Source organism: Bifidobacterium porcinum, from assembly GCF_055378475.1.
In genome coordinates, this window is the sequence record NZ_AP029603.1 from 982,049 (window position 1) to 1,001,875 (window position 19,827).

At 61.8% G+C, this 19,827-nt stretch carries 12 protein-coding genes; 8 read left to right on the top strand and 4 right to left on the bottom strand.

All coding sequences use genetic code 11. The annotated features are described in order from the left end of the window. Positions 1 to 126: 126 nt before the first annotated feature. Entirely contained in the window at positions 127 to 1,524 is a 1,398-nt protein-coding gene (gene aroA, locus ACZ41G_RS03820) for a 3-phosphoshikimate 1-carboxyvinyltransferase (protein ID WP_464146073.1), read from the top strand. Positions 1,525 to 1,816: 292 nt separating this feature from the next. Here aroA and ACZ41G_RS03825 read toward each other — a convergent pair whose 3' ends face one another. The 3 genes from ACZ41G_RS03825 to ACZ41G_RS03835 all read right to left on the bottom strand — a co-directional run bounded on the left by ACZ41G_RS03825 (position 1,817) and on the right by ACZ41G_RS03835 (position 7,958). Next, positions 1,817 to 3,046: an acetate/propionate family kinase gene (locus ACZ41G_RS03825; RefSeq protein ID WP_029576309.1), complete on the bottom strand. Its 1,230-nt coding sequence runs from the start codon at positions 3,044 to 3,046 to the stop codon at positions 1,817 to 1,819. A 174-nt stretch (positions 3,047 to 3,220) separates the two neighbouring features. Then, positions 3,221 to 4,906 carry a phosphate acetyltransferase gene (pta, locus tag ACZ41G_RS03830; protein ID WP_464146076.1) on the bottom strand — a complete coding sequence of 562 codons (1,686 nt, stop codon included), beginning with the start codon at positions 4,904 to 4,906 and terminating at the stop codon, positions 3,221 to 3,223. A gap of 574 nt (positions 4,907 to 5,480) precedes the next feature. Then, a complete protein-coding gene (locus ACZ41G_RS03835; protein ID WP_412170265.1) occupies positions 5,481 to 7,958 on the bottom strand; it encodes a phosphoketolase in 2,478 nt (825 codons plus the stop codon). Between the two features lie 598 nt (positions 7,959 to 8,556). On the opposite strand from ACZ41G_RS03835, the gene guaA reads away from it, so the two are divergent. Beyond that, positions 8,557 to 10,119, top strand: a complete 1,563-nt coding sequence (guaA, locus tag ACZ41G_RS03840; protein WP_464146078.1) for a glutamine-hydrolyzing GMP synthase — start codon at positions 8,557 to 8,559, stop codon at positions 10,117 to 10,119. A 210-nt stretch (positions 10,120 to 10,329) separates the two neighbouring features. Here guaA and ACZ41G_RS03845 read toward each other — a convergent pair whose 3' ends face one another. Continuing rightward, complete coding sequence (locus ACZ41G_RS03845; protein ID WP_464146080.1) at positions 10,330 to 11,211, bottom strand: MurR/RpiR family transcriptional regulator; 882 nt, start codon at positions 11,209 to 11,211, stop codon at positions 10,330 to 10,332. Positions 11,212 to 11,407: 196 nt separating this feature from the next. On the opposite strand from ACZ41G_RS03845, the gene ACZ41G_RS03850 reads away from it, so the two are divergent. The 6 genes from ACZ41G_RS03850 (at position 11,408) to ACZ41G_RS03875 (ending at position 19,800) form a co-directional block, all read left to right on the top strand. Beyond that, on the top strand, positions 11,408 to 12,652 hold the full coding sequence (locus ACZ41G_RS03850) for a pyridoxal-phosphate-dependent aminotransferase family protein (RefSeq protein ID WP_321046623.1): 1,245 nt from the start codon (positions 11,408 to 11,410) through the stop codon (positions 12,650 to 12,652). A gap of 67 nt (positions 12,653 to 12,719) precedes the next feature. After that, positions 12,720 to 14,021, top strand: a complete 1,302-nt coding sequence (locus ACZ41G_RS03855; protein WP_464146083.1) for an allantoate amidohydrolase — start codon at positions 12,720 to 12,722, stop codon at positions 14,019 to 14,021. Further along, positions 14,018 to 15,367 carry an allantoinase AllB gene (gene allB / locus ACZ41G_RS03860; RefSeq protein WP_464146085.1) on the top strand — a complete coding sequence of 450 codons (1,350 nt, stop codon included), beginning with the start codon at positions 14,018 to 14,020 and terminating at the stop codon, positions 15,365 to 15,367. Before ACZ41G_RS03855 ends, allB begins: the two co-directional genes overlap by 4 nt. Before the next feature lie 46 nt (positions 15,368 to 15,413). Further along, the gene (locus tag ACZ41G_RS03865; RefSeq protein ID WP_464146087.1) at positions 15,414 to 17,039 is read left to right on the top strand and encodes an AtzH-like domain-containing protein; all 1,626 of its coding nucleotides are present in this window, start codon (positions 15,414 to 15,416) and stop codon (positions 17,037 to 17,039) included. Between the two features lie 431 nt (positions 17,040 to 17,470). After that, entirely contained in the window at positions 17,471 to 19,063 is a 1,593-nt protein-coding gene (locus tag ACZ41G_RS03870; protein WP_464146089.1) for an NCS1 family nucleobase:cation symporter-1, read from the top strand. Further along, on the top strand, positions 19,063 to 19,800 hold the full coding sequence (locus tag ACZ41G_RS03875) for an aspartate/glutamate racemase family protein (protein ID WP_464146091.1): 738 nt from the start codon (positions 19,063 to 19,065) through the stop codon (positions 19,798 to 19,800). Before ACZ41G_RS03870 ends, ACZ41G_RS03875 begins: the two co-directional genes overlap by 1 nt. Positions 19,801 to 19,827: the final 27 nt, after the last annotated feature.

The window sequence follows — 19,827 nt, forward strand, 5'->3', positions numbered from 1 at the left end:
CGCCATTATTGCATTGTCATTCCCGCCGCCCTCCGTTCTGTCTGCACTGGCTTGTCTCGCAGATTTTTCTCCCATATGCTGTGATGAGGCGTCGCCAGATGCGGCGTTTCGGATACTATGGTGACCATGACCGAACACGCATATCCCGACCCTTGGCCCGCACCGACAGCGAGCCGCCCGCTTAACGCGACTGTGACCATTCCGGGCAGCAAATCCCTGTCCAACCGTTTCCTCATCCTCGCCGCGCTCGGCACGAAGCCGGTTACGTTGCGCGGATTGCTGCGTTCGCGCGATACCGAGTTGATGATCGACGCGCTGCGTACGCTCGGTGTGCATTGCGAGACCGTTTCTAACGCCGAGACCACAGTGACCGTGACTCCTCCGGCCGACGGACATTTCCACGGTTCGGATACCGTGTATTGCGGGCTCGCCGGCACGGTGATGCGTTTCGTCCCCGGCCTCGTCTTGTTCGCCGACGGTCCAATCCGCTTCGACGGGGACGAGCAAGCCTACCAGCGGCCGATGGGACCGATTCTCGACGGTCTCGAGCAACTCGGCGCGACCATCGCCTACGAGGGGGAGACCGGACGATTGCCGTTCACCATCACCCCGCCACTGCATGTGCATATCGACGGCCTGCGTCGGCATGTCGCCATCGACTCGTCGTCATCATCCCAGTTCATTTCCGGGCTGCTGCTGATCGGTTCGCGGCTCTCCGGTGGGCTTGATCTCACCCACACCGGCGAACACCTGCCCAGCATGCCACATATCCGCATGACCATGCATGATGTCGAAGCCGCGGGTGGGCATATCAGCATGCCCGAGCAGGGTCACTGGATTGTGGAACCTGCGTCGCTCGAACTACCCGCAGACGTCATCGTCGAACCCGACCTGTCCAATGCCGCGCCCTTCCTCGAGGCGGCGATGATCGCTTCCGGCAGCGTGTCCATACCGAACTGGCCGTATATCACCACCCAGCCTGGGGGACTGCTGCCCGGAATCCTGCAACATATGGGCGCGAGCATCACCCTCGACGGCACACCATTCGACGAAGCCATGCGTCAAGCCCAAACCCAACCACACGCGTACACCCACCGGTCGGGAACGCTGACTTTGACCAGCAACGGCACCATCCACGGGCTTGGAGATTACGACATGTCCGCCGCGGGGGAGATCGCACCGAGTATCGCCGCCGCCGCAGCGCTCGCCGACACGCCGTCAGCGCTGCATGGCATCGGGCATCTGCGCGGCCATGAGACCAATCGTTTGGCCGCGTTGGTCACTGAAATCAAGCGGATCGGCGGGAAAGCCGAGGAGCTGCCTGACGGGCTGACAATCGAACCTGTCCCGCGCGCTTCACTGCACGCTGCGGTCATGGAAAGCTACGCCGACCACCGTATGGCTACGTTCGCCGCCATGATCGGGCTCGCCGTGCCAGGCATCGAAATTCGCAACATCGCGACCACCCGCAAGACGATTCCCGATTTCCCCGGCATGTGGGCGGATATGCTTGCGCAACGCTGATTCGCGTCATCGCTGTTGTGGCAACTGGGATTGCGCGATCGCGCTGTATTGCTTGTGATTGCTCCCATCTCTGTTTCTGCCGACGCTGACAATCCGCTCAGCGTCGGCAGAAACAGAGATGGGAGCCGCTGGGCGCAAAGGAAGGTACCGCGCACCTGATTGTGACACGCAGGTATATACAGCTGAGGGGCTGTGAGGATGTTTCTGCGCATCCTCACAGCCCCTCAGCTGTGCCAACGTTCAGCGGTTACCGACTGTGTCATCGACCAGCCGGTAAAACTGAGTGACGTATTCAGCGGGTGAACTCGTTGCCGTAGGAGTCCTTGCCTTCCGCGGCGATGGTCGCGGACTTGCGGGCGATGGCGAGCTCCTCGTTGGTCGGCACGACGGCGATGACCACGGAGCTGTCCGGCGTGGAGATGACGCGCGGCTGCTTGGAACGCGTATTGTTCTTCTCCTCGTCGAGCTTGACACCGAACGGGGCGAGACGATCGCACACCATCTTGCGTACAATCTCGTCGTTCTCGCCGACACCGGCGGTGAAGGTGATCACGTCGACGCCACCCATCTGAGCGGTGAAGTCGCCCACGTACTTGATGATGCGGTGCACATACACGTCGAGCGCGAGCTTGGCATCCTTGTCGCCGGCAGCGACAAGCTTGTGGACCTCACGCATATCGGCGTGGCCGCACATGCCGGTCAGGCCGGAACGCTTGTTGAACAGGGTGTCCAGCTCGTCCACGCTCATGTGGGCGTTGCGAATCAGGTGGAAGACGGCAGCCGGGTCGATATCGCCGGTACGGCCGCCCATCATGAGGCCCTCGAGCGGGGTCAGACCCATGGAGGTGTCGATCGGCTTGCCGGAGATCTGGGCAGAGGCAGAAGCGCCGTTGCCGATGTGCAGGACGATCTGCTTGAGGCCTTCAGCGGGCTTGCCGATGATGCCCGGGACGACGGAGCCGACATACTCGTGGGAGGTGCCGTGAGCGCCGTAGCGGCGGATGTGGTACTGCTCGGCGATGTCCTTGTTCAGCGCGTAGGTGCTGGCCTCGGCCGGCAGCTGGAAGAAGAAGGAGGAATCGAACACGAAGACCTGCGGCACGTCAGGCAGCAGCTGACGCATGACTTCAGCGCCCTTGGCCTCCGGGCCGTTGTGCAGCGGGGCGAGCACGGCGAGATCCTTGACCTGGTTGATGGTCTTGTCGGTGACGAGCGCCGGCTTCGGGAAGATGTAGCCGCCCTGGACCACGCGGTGACCGACAGCCACGATGCCAGCCTCGGACAGCTTCGGGCCGTACTGCTCGAAGAAGCCGAGCACACGCTTCAGGCCCTGCTCATGATCGTGGATGGGCTCTTCGAGCTCATGCTTCTCACCGTTGTACTCGTGCTTGTAATGGCCGTCGGTCGGCTCGCCGATCTTCTCGACGAGGCCGGAAGCGAGACCTTCACCGGTCTCGAGGTCGACCAGCTGGTACTTGATCGAGCTGGAACCCGAATTGATGACAAGGACGGTTTTCGCCATAGTGGGCATCCTCCATTGTTGTGTACGATCCGTGCGGTTTTGCACGGCTACCATTGCTGACTTTACTCGTGAGCGGCTACAAATCGGGGCGTACACCATGGCGAATCCATGAGCGTACGCCCCTCGTCACAGGGCTTGCCCGGCAGCTCCGGCTTCGGACCAGCCCGCCCTCGGTCAGTCTTCTTTCGTCTGCAATGCCGTCAATGCGATGGTGTTGATGATATCCTGGACGGTCGCGCCGCGAGACAGATCGTTGACCGGTCGGTTGAGGCCCTGCAGCACCGGCCCGATTGCGCGGGCGCCCGACGCACGCTGGACTGCCTTGTACCCGATATTGCCGGCGCTCAGGTCCGGGAAGACGAAGACATTGACATGCCCGGCGACCGGGTTACCTGGCGCCTTGGTTGCAGCCACCTCCGGCTCCCACGCGGCATCGAACTGGATCGGCCCGACCAGGGGCAAATCCGGCTGCTGTTCATGCACCAATGCGGTGGCTTCCTCGACCAAGTCGACGTCCGGCCCCTTGCCCGAGCCGAGCGTCGAATACGACAGCATGCCCACCCGCGGATCGATGCCGAGACTCTTGGCCGTGCGCGCCGATTCGATCGCGATTTCGGCGAGTTGACGAGCATCCGGATTCGGTGTGATTGCCACGTCCGCAAAGACTGCGACATGCGTCTTGAAACACATGAGGAACGCGCCGGACACCAGCGAATTGCCCGGCTTGGTCTTGATGACCTGCAAGGCTGGCCGCACGGTGTTCGCCGTGGAGTTGACCGAGCCGGATACCAGCCCGTCCGCCTTGCCGAGCACGACGAGCATCGTGCCGAAGTAGCTCGGATCTTTGAGCTGCTCGCGCGCCTTGTCAGGCGTCATGCCTTTCTTGGCCCTCAGCTCGCACAGCTTGTCAATCATCGGAGCGAGAACGGTTTCATCGTTCATGCTCTGGAAGCGTGCCTCGGACAGGTGCTTGAGTCCGAGTTCGTCGCCATGTTTGAGGATGTCATCGCGTTCGCCGAGAATCAGCAGGTCGACGACCTCGCGTTCGAGCAGATAATCCGCGGCTTCGAGAATACGGCCTTCCTCGCCTTCCGGCAGCACGATGGTCGCGCCGGACTCCTTGGCGCCATGCAGCAGCTTGTTCTGGAACGCGTACGGCGTGGTGGCGGGGCAGAAGGGGGTGTCGATTGCCACCCGGACCTCGTTGGCAGGAGCGTTGTCGCGGAAAGCTTTGAGCGCGCGTTCGGCGGCATCGTCATGCTCAGGATCGGGGAAATCGACCGCGGGAATCGTCCACACCGGAATATCAAGCCCGGACAAGGCCTGACGGGCGTCGGCGGCTTTCTCGGGCGTGCAGCCGGTCACGAACACGCCGACGACAGCCGAGCCGCCGTGTTCGATCGCCTGACGGCAGGATTCGACGGTTGCGAGCACTTCCTCGCCATTGCGTCGCATCGTGCACACCGCCAGGAACACCGGGGATTTGAGGTCGGCGGCGATATCGACGTCAAGTTCGAAGCTGTGCGGGTTGAACACGTGGGAGGCGTCGGTGCCGACGATGACCATGGCCTCGGCACCGCTGGCTTTCACAGTGTCGTAGTATGCGGAGACGATGTCGGGGCGGACGCACTGCGGGTGCTCGCGTGCATACTTGGGGCATACTCCGCGCACATCGTCAAGACCCTGACCCGCATTCGACGCTTCGACAAGGGACTGCGTGATGGGGCTTTTTCGACATGCGATCGGGCGGAACACCCCGGTGCGTGCCACGGCGGTCAGAGCGTCAAGCACCCCATACGCCACGACGTTGCGGCCGTTGCCGCCTTCTGGACTGGCGATATAAATCACTCGTTCCGACATACTGCTCCTTGATTCAGGCCGTCGCGCGTCTATGCACACGGCTTGGACGTGAACTGTTCCGTTCTATTGTACGGTCGTTACGTTTCGCGGTATATCACTGTGTCGCTGTTGCAAAGAACGATTCGCGTTACCGCGGAATGAAAGAAATCGCGATGAAGGGACTTCAAAGGATGTTCTGTCGTGCGGCGCATGTCGGGACATGCATAACCGTGCAGATGCTGGGGTCTGCCATCCGTCATGTCATTATCGGCTGACGCATGTCCGGGTATGCTCGGCATGGCAGGCGCAGAGAGACGCTGTTGACATTTCAGTGTTTTGATGAGTTGTGCATGTTACGGCATTCACAACACGACGGATATCGTGGGGAGAGTTGCTTGGCATTGTGCGTCCGGTATCTTATGTATGCCCCGGCATACGCAACACGGTGAACCTCTGAAGACGGGTAGCATCGGTTCATATTCTCCGATATTGCTTGCGAATCCACAACAAAACGGCAGGAGGGGCACCGGGATTGCTCCCGATGTCCCTCCTGAACGGTTAAGGCTTATGCCTTATGCGTCTTGCGACGCGTCAATCACTCGTTGTCGCCAGCGGTTGCGGCGGTGGCGGTGACAGCACCCTGCTTGGAGGTGTTCACGCCCGGCCACACCCAGTCGGTGTAATCCGGATGATCGTAGCCGTTGTCGACCGCGAACTGGAAGGCTTCGCCACGGAAGGCCTCCAGCTTGTCGATCTCGGCAGCGTACTTGTCGGCATCAACCATGCGCAGAGCCTCAGCGGTCAGCTCGTAGCGGTCGATGTTGTTGACGCGCACCATGTCGTACGGCGTGGTGGTGGAGCCCTGCTCTTCGTAGCCGTGAACGTTGAAGTTGTCGTGGTTCGGGCGATCGTAGATCAGGCCGCGCACGTCGCGGGCATAGGAGTGGTAGGCGAACAGGACAGGCTTGTCGGTGGTGAACAGGTCGGCGAACTCCTCGTCGGTGAGCGCCTCGTTGTTCTCCTTGGCGGACTGGAGCTTGACCAGATCCACCACGTTGACGACCTTGAACTTGATGCCGAGCTTGTTGAGCTTGTCGGCAGCAGCCATGATCTCCTGGGTCGGAACGTCGCCGACGGAGGCGAGGACGATATCGGCCTCATCGTTGGACTTGACGTTGGAAGCCCACTTCCACTCGGCAGCACCCTTCTCGAGCTCGGCACGAGCCTCGTCGAGGGACAGCCAGGTGGCGGCCGGCTGCTTGCCGGCGATGATCGCGTTGATCATGTTGGTGGACTTGAAGCACTTCTCGGCGACGGCCAGCAGCATGTTGGCATCAACCGGGAAGTAGATGCCGATCACGTGGTCGTTGTTGAAGCACTTATTCAGCAGCACGGAGGTCACACCCGGATCCTGATGGGAGAAGCCGTTGTGATCCTGGCGCCACACATGGGAGGAGACCAGCAGGTTCATGGAGGAGATCGGCTTGCGCCACGGGATCTCACGAACCGTTGCCTCGAGCCACTTGGCGTGCTGGTTGAGCATGGAGTCAATCACGTGCACGAAGGACTCGTAGGAGCTCCAGATGCCGTGACGGCCGGTGAGCAGGTAGCCCTCGAGGAAGCCTTCCATCTGGTGCTCGGAAAGCTGCTCGGTGACCTGGCCGGTGACGGCCATGTGCTCGTCAACCTGGGCGGACAGGTAGCCGGCATCCCACTGCTTGTTGGTCACTTCGTAAGCGGCCGCAAGACGGTTGGAAGCGGTCTCGTCCGGTCCGAAGATACGGAACGAATCCGGGTTGTTCTTGATGATGTCGCGGCAGTAGACGCCAAGACGACGGGTGGCCTCGAGCTGACCCCAGCCGTGTCCGTACTCGGAGACTTCCTTGACCTCGTAGTCCTCGAGCTTCGGCAGGTTGAGCTCCTCGCGGATGCGGCCGCCGTTGGCGTTCGGGTTCTGGCCGATGCGCAGCTCGCCCTTCGGCATGAAGGCGGTGACTTCCGGACGCACAGCGCCCTTGTCATCGAACAGCTCTTCCGGCTTGTAGGACTCGAGCCAGTTCTTGAGCACCTGGAAGTGCTCTTCGGTATCGCGAGCGGAAGCCAGCGGCACCTGGTGAGCGCGCCAAGAGCCCTCGGTCTTCTTGCCGTCGATGAACTTCGGGCAGGTCCAGCCCTTCGGGGTGCGGAAGATGATCATCGGGTAGAACGGACGGGTCATGTCGTCGGTCTGAGCCGCGGCCTTGATGTCGCAGATCTCGTCGAAGACGGACTCGAACAGGTCGGCGAAGCGACGGTGGATGGACATGTGGTCCTCATCGTCGAAGCCGGCGACGAACTCGTACGGCTCATAGCCCATGCCGTGGAAGAACTCGTGCAGCTCTTCGTCGGAGATGCGGGAGAGGATGGTCGGGTTGGCGATCTTGTAGCCGTTGAGGTGCAGGATCGGCAGCACGATACCATCGGTGCGCGGGTTGATGAGCTTGTTGGACTGCCAGCCGGTGGCCAGCGGGCCGGTCTCGGCTTCGCCGTCGCCGACGATGGCCGGCACGAACAGGCTCGGGTTGTTCATCACAGCGCCGTAAGCGTGGGACAGAGCATAACCAAGCTCGCCACCCTCGTGGATGGAGCCCGGGGTCTCCGGAGCGAAGTGGGACGGGATGCCACCCGGATAGGAGAACTGGCGGAAGAACTTCTGCAGGCCAGCCTCATCCTTGGTGATGTTCGGGTAGTACTCGGTGTAGGTGCCGTCCAGGTAGGACTGAGCGGTACCGGCCGGGCCGCCGTGGCCCGGGCCCATGATGATCACAGTGTTCTGCTGGTGATCGGCGATGAGACGGTTGATGTGGCCGATGAGGAAGTTCAGGCCCGGGGTGGTGCCCCAGTGACCGACGAGACGATGCTTCACGTCTTCGCGGGTGAACGGCTCCTTCATCAGAGGGTTGCTGCGAAGATAGATCTGGCCGATGGACAGGTAGTTGGCGGTGCGCCAGTACTTGTCAACACCTTCGAGGGCTTCCTCGGAAACCGGAGCGTCAAGCTTCTTCCAAGGGGTGCCAATAACAGGATTCGTCATGTGTACTCCTGTACTCCTGCACTGTTCGTGCGATTGGTTGTTTACATTCGGGCAAGAAGACCTCAGGCCTTGCGGTCCATGGACTTCTCTCCCTGTCGCGAACCATCGTACGTGGAGCACACGACTTTTGCACGTTTTTTTGCATGTGTGTTCGAAACTGTTGTCAAATTTTGATGTATTGTGAGATTGAGACGGTGGAGATGTGAAGGTGAATGCAAGATGACATTGCCTCCAAAACCGCGGAATGTCAAGGAATATAGTAGTTGCTGAACATTTTGGACGTTCATTTCGGCGAAAAACATGGCGGCGTGTTGACGCGTGGCGTGTTCTGTTCATGTTCGTTTGCTGGTGTGGTCGGTTCCTGGGAGTAGCGGTGCGGGGTGTGACCGGATTGCCACACGGCGGGTTGGTTTACACGACTTTGGGATCTGGTGTTGGGGGTCACATGTCGCGGAGCGACTGGGATGCCGCTTTTTGCCCACATGTCCAGTATGAGTTTGTGAGTTTGCCACATATCCACCGCGGCGTTGTCGGCTTGCCACGCAACAATAGGTATGTTGTTGTGACCAGTCGATTGTATAGATAGGGAGAGTCACCTATGGCGAAAGGTCCAGTGCTCGTCGTCGATTTCGGCGCGCAGTACGCCCAGCTTATCGCGCGTCGCGTGCGCGAAGCCAACGTGTATTCCGAGCTTGTGCCCCATTCCATGTCAGCCGATGAGATGCTTGCCAAGGATCCTAAGGCCATCATCCTGTCCGGCGGCCCGGCCTCCGTGTTCGAGCCCGGAGCCCCCGGCATCGACAAGAAGGTGTTCGAAGCTGGAGTTCCGGTGCTCGGCATCTGCTATGGCTTCCAGGTTATGGCATACGAGCTTGGCGGCACCGTCGACAAGGCGGCGCTCGGCGAGTATGGCAAGACCGAAACCAGCATTGACGACGCCGAAGGCATCCTCGCTGGTTCCCCTGCCGAGCAGACCACGTGGATGAGCCACGGTGTGGCTGTGGAGAAGGCCCCTGAGGGCTTCAAGGTGCTTGCCCACACGGAGGGCGCTCCCGTTGCCGCGATGGAGGATGAATCCCGCAAACTCTACGGCGTGCAGTGGCATCCTGAGGTCAAGCACACCCCGCGCGGCCAGGAGCTTATCGAGACCTTCCTGCACAAGTGCGCCGGTCTCGATCGCGATTGGGATGCATCAAACATCATTGAAGACCAGGTCAAGAAGATCCGCGAGGAAGTTGGGGACGCCCAGGTGATTTGCGGCCTGTCCGGCGGCGTGGATTCCGCTGTTGCTGCGGCCCTCGTGCACAAGGCGATTGGCGACCAGCTGACCTGCGTGTTCGTCGACCACGGCCTGCTGCGCAAGGGCGAGGCCGAGCAGGTCAAGCATGATTTCGTCAAGGCGACCGGCATCAAGCTCATCGCCGTCGACGCTTCCGAGGACTTCCTCACCGCGCTCAAGGGTGTCTCCGAGCCGGAACGCAAGCGCAAGATCATCGGCGAGAAGTTCATCCGTACTTTTGAGAAGGCCCAGCGCCAGGTCATTGAAGAAGCCGGCAAGAACGGCGCCGAAGTGAAGTACCTCGTGCAGGGTACCCTGTACCCGGATGTCGTCGAGTCCGGCGGCGGTGACGGCGCGGCCAATATCAAGAGCCACCACAATGTCGGCGGCCTGCCCAAGGACATCAAGTTCAAGCTGATTGAACCGCTGCGTACGCTGTTTAAGGACGAGGTGCGTGCCATCGGCACCAAGCTCGGTCTGCCGGACGATATCGTTTGGCGTCAGCCGTTCCCCGGTCCGGGCCTCGGCATCCGTATCATCGGCGAAATCACCCGCGAGCGGCTTGATTTGCTGCGCGAGGCCGATGCGATCGCGCGCGAGGAGCTGTCGAAGGCTGGTCTTGACCGCGATATCTGGCAGTGCCCGGTCGTTCTGCTTGCCGACGTGCATTCCGTGGGCGTACAGGGTGACGAACGCACGTATGGCTCACCGATCGTGCTGCGCCCGGTCAGCTCGGAGGACGCGATGACCGCCGATTGGTCGCGCGTTCCGTACGACGTGCTCGCCACCATCTCCACGCGCATCACCAACGAATGCCGTGGCATCAACCGCGTGGTGCTTGACGTGACCAGCAAGCCGCCGGCAACCATCGAATGGGAGTGATGCCGGCGTCGTGGTGGTGACGAAGCGAGTCGCTTGCGATCGCCGGAAATAGATAGGGCTCGGAAACCGTCGGCGAATCGGTTTCCGAGCCCTATCCATACTTGATGGCGCTGGTGTTGCGTGTGGGGTATTGGACGGCTGGGCAGTGACTGCGGGAGCCGGCAATGGGTTGCCGGCAATCATGAAAACGGCTCGCCGGCATGCGTGATGTCACTCCCCGAGCTCGCCGAGTTGGTCGAATGCGGTGTTGATCGCCTTGATCCTGCCTGCCGGGTCGTGCCCTTGCATATGGCTGAGGGTGTCGGAAAGCATATCGGTGATGAGGGCGGCGATGGCAAAGGCGGAAGTGTAGCTGGTCAGCATGCGTGAGCTGAGGTCCGCCTCGAGGATGTCCACGTTGCGGCCGAGCAGCCTGGTACGTGCTGAGGAATCACTGATGACGGCGATCCGGACGCCCCTTGCATCAAGTGCGTCGACTAGGGGAAGGAACAGAGCGGTTCTGCGGCGTACCGCCACGATGATGGCGACGTCACGCCCGTCGAGGCCGACGATCTCCTCGGCGATGCTCTGCCCGGGCTGGGGGAGCAGCTCGATGCCGTCACGCAACTGGAGCAGCTGTTCGCGCAAGTGCAGGGCGATGGGGTAGCTGTTCCTCGCGCCGAAGAGACAGATGCGCCGGGCGCTGGCCATGGCGGAGCATAGCGAGGCAAGTGCCGCGGGATCGAGATTGCCGATGGTGCGTTCGAGGCTCGCCTCGTCGCGACGCATATGCTCGATGACCGGGTTGTCCGGCAGGTCCTGTTTCGTCTCGGTCTCGGGGGCGCCGGGCCGGTGGATGGCGCGCACGCTGCGACGGAACTCGCCGGCGTTCGCATAGCCGAGTTTGCGGTACAACCGGCTCAGCGTAGGCTGTGATACGCCGCTGAGCTGGGAGAGTTCGGTGGAATTCGACAGCAATACATCGGTGAGGTGTCCCAGGATGTACCGTGCGGCTTCCTGTTCGGTCGCCGTCAGTGACGGGTAGCAGCGCTCGATGCGTGCGGCAGGGTCCTCGTCAGGGATGCTCGGTGAAAGATTCTTTTCTTTATTCATGCCTGCCATTGTCGCCCTTGAACGTATTCCAAGGCAATATCGCCGGTGTTTCGCGGGGATATCGATTGTTTCGCGCACGTGTCGAAGCTCCGCCTGCGTTTACAAGAATGAAAACTTTCAGCGATTCACTATGTATGAAAAATAAATACCACGTCGGGTGGCATACATGCCGTCCGCGACACTGGAGATGATTGTCATGGCGCAAGAAGAAATCAAGACCATCGAGCCGTTGGATCCACCACACCGTCTGCTGATGGCCCCGGGGCCGACCAATGTCGATCCGCGTGTCCTCGCCGCGATGTCCAAGCCGACGGTCGGCCAGTTCGACCCCTACATGTTCCGTGTCATGGACGAAGTCCAGGCCATGCTGCGCACAATCTTCAAGACCGGCAACGAACAGACCATGGTTGTTGATGGCACGTCGCGTTCGGCCATCGAAGCGGCGTTCGTTTCGGTAATCAGCCCGGGCGACCCCGTGCTGGTCTGCTGTGCGGGCCGTTTCGGCATGCTGCTCAAGGAAATCGCCGAACGCTGCGACGCCGACGTCCATGTCATCGAACGACCGTGGGGCGAGGTCTTCGACCTCAAGGAAATCGAGCAGGCGATTGTTGAAACCAAGCCTGTTCTGGTCGCCACCGTGCAGGGCGACACGTCGACCACCATGTGCCAGCCGCTCGAGGGGCTCGGCGAGATCTGCCACCGCCACGGTGCTCTGCTCTACACCGACGCGACCGCCTCGATGGTGGGCAACGACCTGCGCGTCGACGAGTGGGGTGTCGACATCGCCACCACCGGTCTGCAGAAATGCTTCGGAGGCCCGTCCGGCATGGCCCCGATTACGGTGTCCGACCGTGCGGTCGCGGTGATGGAACGTCGCAAGAGCATCGAGGCCGGCGTCGCCGCCCCCGGTGAGATCGCCGCGAAACGCATCCGCAGCAATTACTTCGACCTGCCGCAGATCTTCGACTATTGGGGCCCGCGCCATCTCAACCATCACACCGAGGCCACGCACATGCTCTATGCTGCGCATGAAGCGGCGCGCATCATCGTCGAGGAGGGCATCGACCAGGTCATCGAACGTCACCGGCTCAACGGCGCCGCCATGGCGGCCGCCATCGAAGGTATGGGGCTGAGCCTGTTCGGTGACCAGCGATACCGCATGAACGACGTAATCGGCGTGGTCATCCCCGACGGTGTCGATGACTCCGCCGTGCGCTCTCAGCTGCTCGCTGATTTCTCCGTTGAGATCGCATCCTCCTTCGGCCCGCTGCAAGGCAAGATCTGGCGCATCGGTGTCATGGGATGCAACGCCCGCAAGGACGCTGTCCTCACGTGCGTCGCGGCGCTCGGCAGCGTGCTCGAACGCAACGGTGTGACCGTGGACACATCCCGCGGCATTCAGGCTGCGCTCGACGTGTACGCGCAAGCAGGCCAGGACTGACCGTCTTCCCAATGCCGGCTGATGTCCGGCGTCACGCGAACAAGACAAGTATGAAGGGAAAACTTCAATGAGTACACAACAATGGGCCGTGAAAGCGTCGGAGACGATTCTCGCCCGATGCGACGAGCTTGCCGGGCTCACCAGCATGGAGCACGGCATCGAACGGGACTACCTGTCGCCACAGATGGCGCAGGCATACCGGCTTGTCGCCGGCTGGATGCGGCAAGGCGGCATGAGCACGCATATCGATCAGGCAGGCAACCTGGTCGGCAGGCTTGAAGGCCGTGAACCGGGTTTGCCGGCGCTGGTACTCGGTTCGCATCTCGATTCCGTGCCTGATGCCGGCAAATATGATGGCATTCTCGGCGTAATCACCGCCGTATCGGTCGCGACGCACCTGCATGACACCGGTATTAGCGACACCCTCCCGTTCGCCATCGAAGTACTCGGCTTTGGCGACGAGGAAGGCGCCCGCTTCGGTGCTACGTTGCTCGGTTCATACGCGTTCGGCGGCGGATGGCGTGATGAATGGCTCGACCGCCGGGACGCGCATGGGGTCACCATGCGGCAGGCCTTCCGTGATTTCGGTCTCGACCCGGATGATGTCCATGAGGCGGCGCGCAAACGTGAGGACTACATCGGATACCTGGAATTCCACATCGAACAGGGGCCGATACTTGAGCAGCGTGACCGTGCCTTGTCCTCGGTCACCTCGATCGCGGCGGCAAGCCGGTACATGGTGACGGTCAAGGGGCGATCCTGCCATATCGCGACACCCTATGACCTGCGGCATGACGCGTTGACGGCCGCCGCGCAGATCATCGAGGCCGTCGACGCCATCAGCCAGGAGGAAGGCACCCGTGCCAACGTGGGCGAAATCAGCGCGCTGCCGGGTGGGGTCAACGTCATCGCAGGCGAGGCCACGTTCAGCCTCGACGTGCGTGCCGCCGATAACGCCTTGCGTGACAAGGTGTTCGAACGCATCTGGCAGGCTGCGGATACCATCGCGGCGGACAGGCGTGTCAGTGTGACGCATACGCGCATCCACACCGCGGACGCCGTGCGCTGCGACCCCACCCTGCGCGGGTGCATCGAGCAGGGTATAGAGCAAGCGGAAGGCAAGGAGGCGTTCGGATTGGTGAGCTATCCGGGCCATGATGGCATGGCCGTAGCCAATCTGCTGCCCATCGCCATGCTGTATGTGCGCTGCAAGGGCGGTATCAGCCACAGCCCGTTGGAGTCCGTGCGGGCCGACGATGTCGCCTACGGCGCGGACGCGTTCGAACACGCAGTACTCAATGTGGCACAGACAATACACGACGGCAGTATCGCCATGCCGTCACATGAGCGGGAGGAAGTGCTGGCATGAGCGGGGACACGACACAGGCTAAGGGCGCTATCGCCATGCATGATCTGGTCATCGACGGCACCGCCTTGGTCGCAGGCGTGGAAGTGCGCAGCCGGGTCAGCGTGGACAACGGGATCATCACCGGGGTATCGCGTCCGGACGTATACCCCGTTGCGGCACGCGAATACGTGCGGCTCGCCCCGGACGAAGTACTCATTCCCGGCATTGTCGACACGCATGTCCACATCAACGAACCGGGACGCACCCACTGGGAGGGCTTCGACTGCGCCACGGCCGCGGCGGCCGCCGGAGGGGTGACCACCGTGCTGGATATGCCGCTCAATTCGAACCCGCCGACGCTGTCCGTCCAGGCGTTGGAGCTCAAGCGTTCGTGCGCCCGCAACAAGGCGCGCGTCCAGATCGGGTTCTGGGGCGGCGTGGACGCCAGCAATCTCGGCCATCTGCACGAGTTGTGGGAGGCCGGCGTGTTCGGATTCAAATGCTTCCTGTCGCCCAGTGGCGTCGACGAATACGGTTCGCTCACCTACACGCAGTTGCGTGACGCGATGCGCGAAATCGCCGGATTCGGCGGCAGGCTCATCTGCCATGCCGAGGATCCGGAGGAGCTTTCCCGCGGTGCCGGGTCAGTCGGTTCGTCGTACCGCAGCTTTGCGGATTCACGGCCGGCCTCCTGTGAGGCCCAAGCGGTGGCGAAGGTCATCGAGGCGGTGCGCGAGACCGGGTGCCGCACCCATATTCTCCACGTTTCCAGCGGCATGACGGTTGACGTCATCCGACGGGCCAAAGCCGAGGGCCTGCCGGTCACCGCTGAAACCTGCCCGCATTACCTCACGTTGGATTGCGATCATATCCCCGATAACGCGACCGCATTCAAATGCTGCCCGCCGATTCGCGACCTTGACGAGCAGGATGCGCTGTGGCAGGGGTTGACGGATGGAACACTTGATTTCATCGCGACCGATCATTCGCCGGCGGATGCGGCCATGAAATCCGGAAGCCTCGCCACCGCGTGGGGCGGCGTGTCAAGCCTGCAGGTCGGGTTCCGCGCGGTGTTGACCGGTGCGCGCCGCCGCGGATTGGGCCTGGCCGACGCCGTGCGCTGGATGTCAGGCAATACCGCCCGCTTCGCCGGATTAGCCGACCGCGGTGCAATCGCCGAAGGCAAACGCGCCGACCTGGCTGTTCTCCGCCCGGATGCGCAGTTCACTGTCGACGCCAGACAACTGCTGAGCCGCAATCCCATCAGCGCGTTCGATGGCATGACGCTCAATGGGGTGGTCACACGCACGTTCATCGCCGGGCATGCTCCTCAAGTATGTGCGGACAACCTCGTCACGCGCCCTTGACAGGACAGGCATACGATAACTTGCAGCGCTGAATGGAAGGAATGAAATGACACAACCATCCGAACATGAGCCGCACCGCCGGGACAGACAGGCCGTACACGACAATATCGAGGTGCTGGACCCCGACCTGGTAGCGGCAATCGGCCGGTATGAGGCGGCGTTGATGGACAACGACGCCAAACGGCTGTCTGCGATGTTCGCTGACGATCCGGGTGGTATCCCTGTTGTCCGGTCGGATGCCAAAGGCATGATTGTCGGGCACAACGCCATCGGTGCGTTCCGCAAAGCGCGTAAGAACGCTCCGACAAGACGCCTGATTTCCCGTGTCGCCCGCCGGCTCGGCGATACCGCGGCATGCGTGGTGTCACGATTCGAAAAAGCGAGCGGCGGCATAGTCATCCAAACCCAGGTGTGGCAACGCTGCGATGACGTGTGGAGGATCGTCGCCGCGCACCTGACCTATCCGGCGCCCGCAATCGATTCGACGATCTGGCGTGTCGCCGGCACGCCGCTTGTGGAGGCCACGCATCCCGGCCCGTTGTCGGGTATGGGGGTGGCGGTCAAGGACTTGTATGCGGTCGCCGGGCAGCGTGTAGGCGCCGGCAATCCCGCCTACCTGGCCGAAGCGCCGGTGCAAGAGCATTCGGCTCCTGCAGTTCAGCGGCTGCTTGACGCCGGGGCGAATATCGTCGGCATCGCCCGAACCGACGAGTTCGCGTATTCGCTGGCCGGCGTCAATGCGCATTACGGCACGCCGCCGAATCCCAAGGCTGTGGGGTGCGTGCCCGGCGGATCGTCATCGGGTCCGGCGAGCGCGGTCGCTTCCGGGCAGGCGGCGATCGGCTTGGGCACGGATACGGCGGGTTCGATTCGTATTCCTTCTGCATATCAGGGATTGTGGGGGTTGCGTACCACGCACGATCGGGTCAGTCGTGAAGGCGTACATCCGTTGTCTGAATCCTTTGACACGGTCGGCTGGATGACGCGCGACGCACAGACTATGGATTTTGTGACACAAGCCATGCTTCCTGACCGGGATACGGCGAGGCTGTCGGGTGAAGTGGCGGTATGTGCGTTGCCGGGGCAGATGGTTGACGCGGATGTCGCGCAAGCATTCTCCCGCAGCTGCGACGCGATGCACGACGCCGCCTTGGCTGGCGTGCGCGGGCAGGCGGACCCGTGGGGCGAGGTCACGTTGGATGCCGGCATGTTCGACGGGTTCCTTGACGCGTTCTCCACGGTCCGTGGCTATGAGGCATGGCGGGCCAACGGTGGTTGGGTCGCGGGGCATATGGATGCGCTCGCCCCGGATATCGCCGAACGGTTCCGCCGGGATACACTCATTGACGAGGCGGCGTACCGCCGTGGATTGGAACGGTTGGAGCGTTCCCGCGCGATGATCCGCTCACTGGTCGGCGGCAAGGTGCTGCTCATGCCAACCGCCGCCACGGTGGCTCCGACCTTGGGGGAGCAGGATGATGCTGAAACCGCGGCGCGTACTCGCACGCGTACGATGCGGTTGACTTCGTTGGCGGGTGTCGGCGGATTGCCTGCCCTGACCATGCCGATTACCACCGAGCAGGGTTTGCCGTGTGGCGTATGCCTGATCGGTCCTGCCGGCAGCGATAAAGCGCTGGTGACGTTCGCCAAGGAGTTGTGCCGGAGACTGTGACCGGTATGGTTGATGCTCGGTGTTGGGGTAGGGGCCGTCGGACCGTTGTCGCGATCCGGCGGCCCTTTTGGCGTGTCGGGGATCTGGGGGTGAGGGGATCGGGGGACTGTCGGATACGATCCGCGTGCGTGCTGACCGTGCGAGACGGACGGACGCTGACTTGCCGGAGCGCCACTTTGTCGGAGCGTCGCCGCACGTGAATGAAAATAAATATTCGTTCTCTTTGATGGCAATGTTGCCTCAATGTTACGTGTTGCACGGCGAAATCGTTGATATTCCCCAGTCGAATCATGAAATATGTCCGCGATGTTACGGATTTCGGGATTGCGCAACGAATCGGAAAACTCTCAATCCCGGTTATGGAAATAAAAATTTCGGTTAATGGTGTCATCAGCCAGACGGGCAATCCAACACAACGGTAAGGAGCAACGATGAGCACCGCAACGATAGGGCAGGAGACCATGATCCCCTCAAGCAGTCGAGTGACCGCTCGCGAGAACGACGACGATACCCTGATCAAACCGGGGTACGATCCACGGCTCGCCAACAAGGACCTCGCGCCGCTGCGCAAACAAAGCTGGAGCTGGTACAACATCTTCGCGTTCTGGATGTCCGATGTCCACTCCGTCGGCGGGTATGTCACCGCAGGCAGCCTGTTCGCGCTCGGCATCGCCAGCTGGCAGGTGTTCATCTGCCTGATTGTCGGCATCATCATCGTCCAGGCGCTCGTCAACCTGGTCGCCAAGCCAAGCCAGCGTACCGGCGTGCCGTTCCCCGTCACCATGCGCTTCGTCTTCGGCGTCAAAGGCGCCAACATCCCCGCCATCATCCGCGGCATCATCGCCGTCGCATGGTACGGCGTGCAGACCTTCCTCGCCTCCGAATCCCTCAACATCATCTTCCTCAAATTCATCCCCGCAACCCACGCCCTCGCCGAGACCTCATTCCTGGGCCTGTCCGCCTTGGGCTGGCTGTCCTACGGGATCCTGTGGGTCGCCCAAGCCTGCGTGTTCTGGAAAGGCATGGACACCATCCGCAAATTCACCGACTTCGCCGGCCCCATGGTCTACGTGGTCATGCTTGCGCTCGCCATCTATCTGGTTGTCCGCGCCGGCGGCCTTGGCGCGCTTGACCTCAACCTGTCATCCGGCAAGCCGATGGGGCTCACGCAATCCATTCCCGTGATGATCACCGCTGTGGCGCTCATCGTCTCCTACTTCTCCGGCCCGATGCTGAACTTCGGTGATTTCTCCCGATACTGCGGCACCTATCGTAGCGTGAAAACCGGCAATTTCTGGGGTCTGCCGGTCAACTTCCTGGTGTTCTCGCTGCTGACTGTCATATGCGCGTCCGCCACCGTGCCTGTGTTCGGCGAACTGATTACCGACCCGATCCAGACCGTGGAACACATCGATACGCCGTTCGCCATCCTGCTCGGTGGCCTGACATTCGTCACCGCGACCGTCGGCATTAACATCGTCGCGAACTTCGTCTCCCCGGCCTTCGATTTCTCACATGTCAACCCGCGCAAAATCAGCTGGAGGACCGGCGGCATGATCGCTGCGGTCGGTTCCGTGCTCATCACCCCATGGAACTGGTATTCCAACGACCAGGCCATCCATTACACGCTTGATCTGCTCGGTTCGTTGATCGGCCCGCTGTTCGGCATCCTCATCGCCGGATACTTCGTGGTCGCCCACCAGCGTATCGCCGTCGATGACCTGTTCACCATGGACCCGTCCGGCCGGTACTGGTATCGCAACGGGTTCAATCCCAACGCCGTCAAAGCGATCATTCTCGCAGGCATCCCCGCTATCGCGTGCGCGATTCTGCCCAGTCCGCTCGCCCAAGCCGGCATCGTGAATCTCACCGCGTTGTCCAACTTCAGCTGGTTCATCGGCGCAGGGCTCGGCTTTGCGGTCTTCACGCTTCTGGAACGCCGCCATCCGTACATCGTCCAGCTTGACGCCGACGATCCGGATGTCAATGACGGCAATTCCCGTGACAGTGAGGCGGCACGCTGATGATTACCATCCGAGTTATCAACCCGAACACGACCGCCAGCATGACTGACACCATTCGTGAAGCCGCACAGGCGGTCGCCGGGCCCGACACCCGCATCGTGGCCACCAACCCCAGCATGGGACCGGTCTCCATCGAATCCCATTACGATGAAGCCCTCGCCTCGGTGGGTGTGCTTGACGAAGTCAGGCAAGGCGAACAGGAAGGCGCCGACGGGTATGTGCTCGCGTGTTTCGGCGATCCCGGACTTCACGCCGCGCAGGAACTCGCGTCGGGACCGGTTGTCGGCATCGCGCAGGCGGCCTTCCATGCGGCGAGCCTGCTGGGACGCTCCTTCGCCATCGTCACCACGCTGTCACGCACGCTGGGACGTGCACGAGACCTGGTGCTCGAATACGGGTTCGAACGCCAATGCGTAGCGTACCGCGCCTGCGACGTGCCGGTCCTCGGTCTGGATTCCGACCCGGACGGCGCATACCGCGCGTTGCTCGCAGAATGCGAGTCAACCATCAAGGATTGCGATCCCGACGTCATTGTCTTGGGATGCGCCGGCATGGCAGGCATGTGCAAGCGGCTATGCAACACCTTGCATCGGCCGGTCATCGATGGGGTGGCGGCAGGGGTGACCTTGGTCGAAGGACTGGTACGCATGGGTGCGGGCACGGCAAAATGCGGGGAATTCGCCGAGCCTCCGGCAAAACCGATCACCGGATTGCTTGCGCCATTCGCCCGGGCATAACCGTCACTTTTGCGGACCTGAAGCATG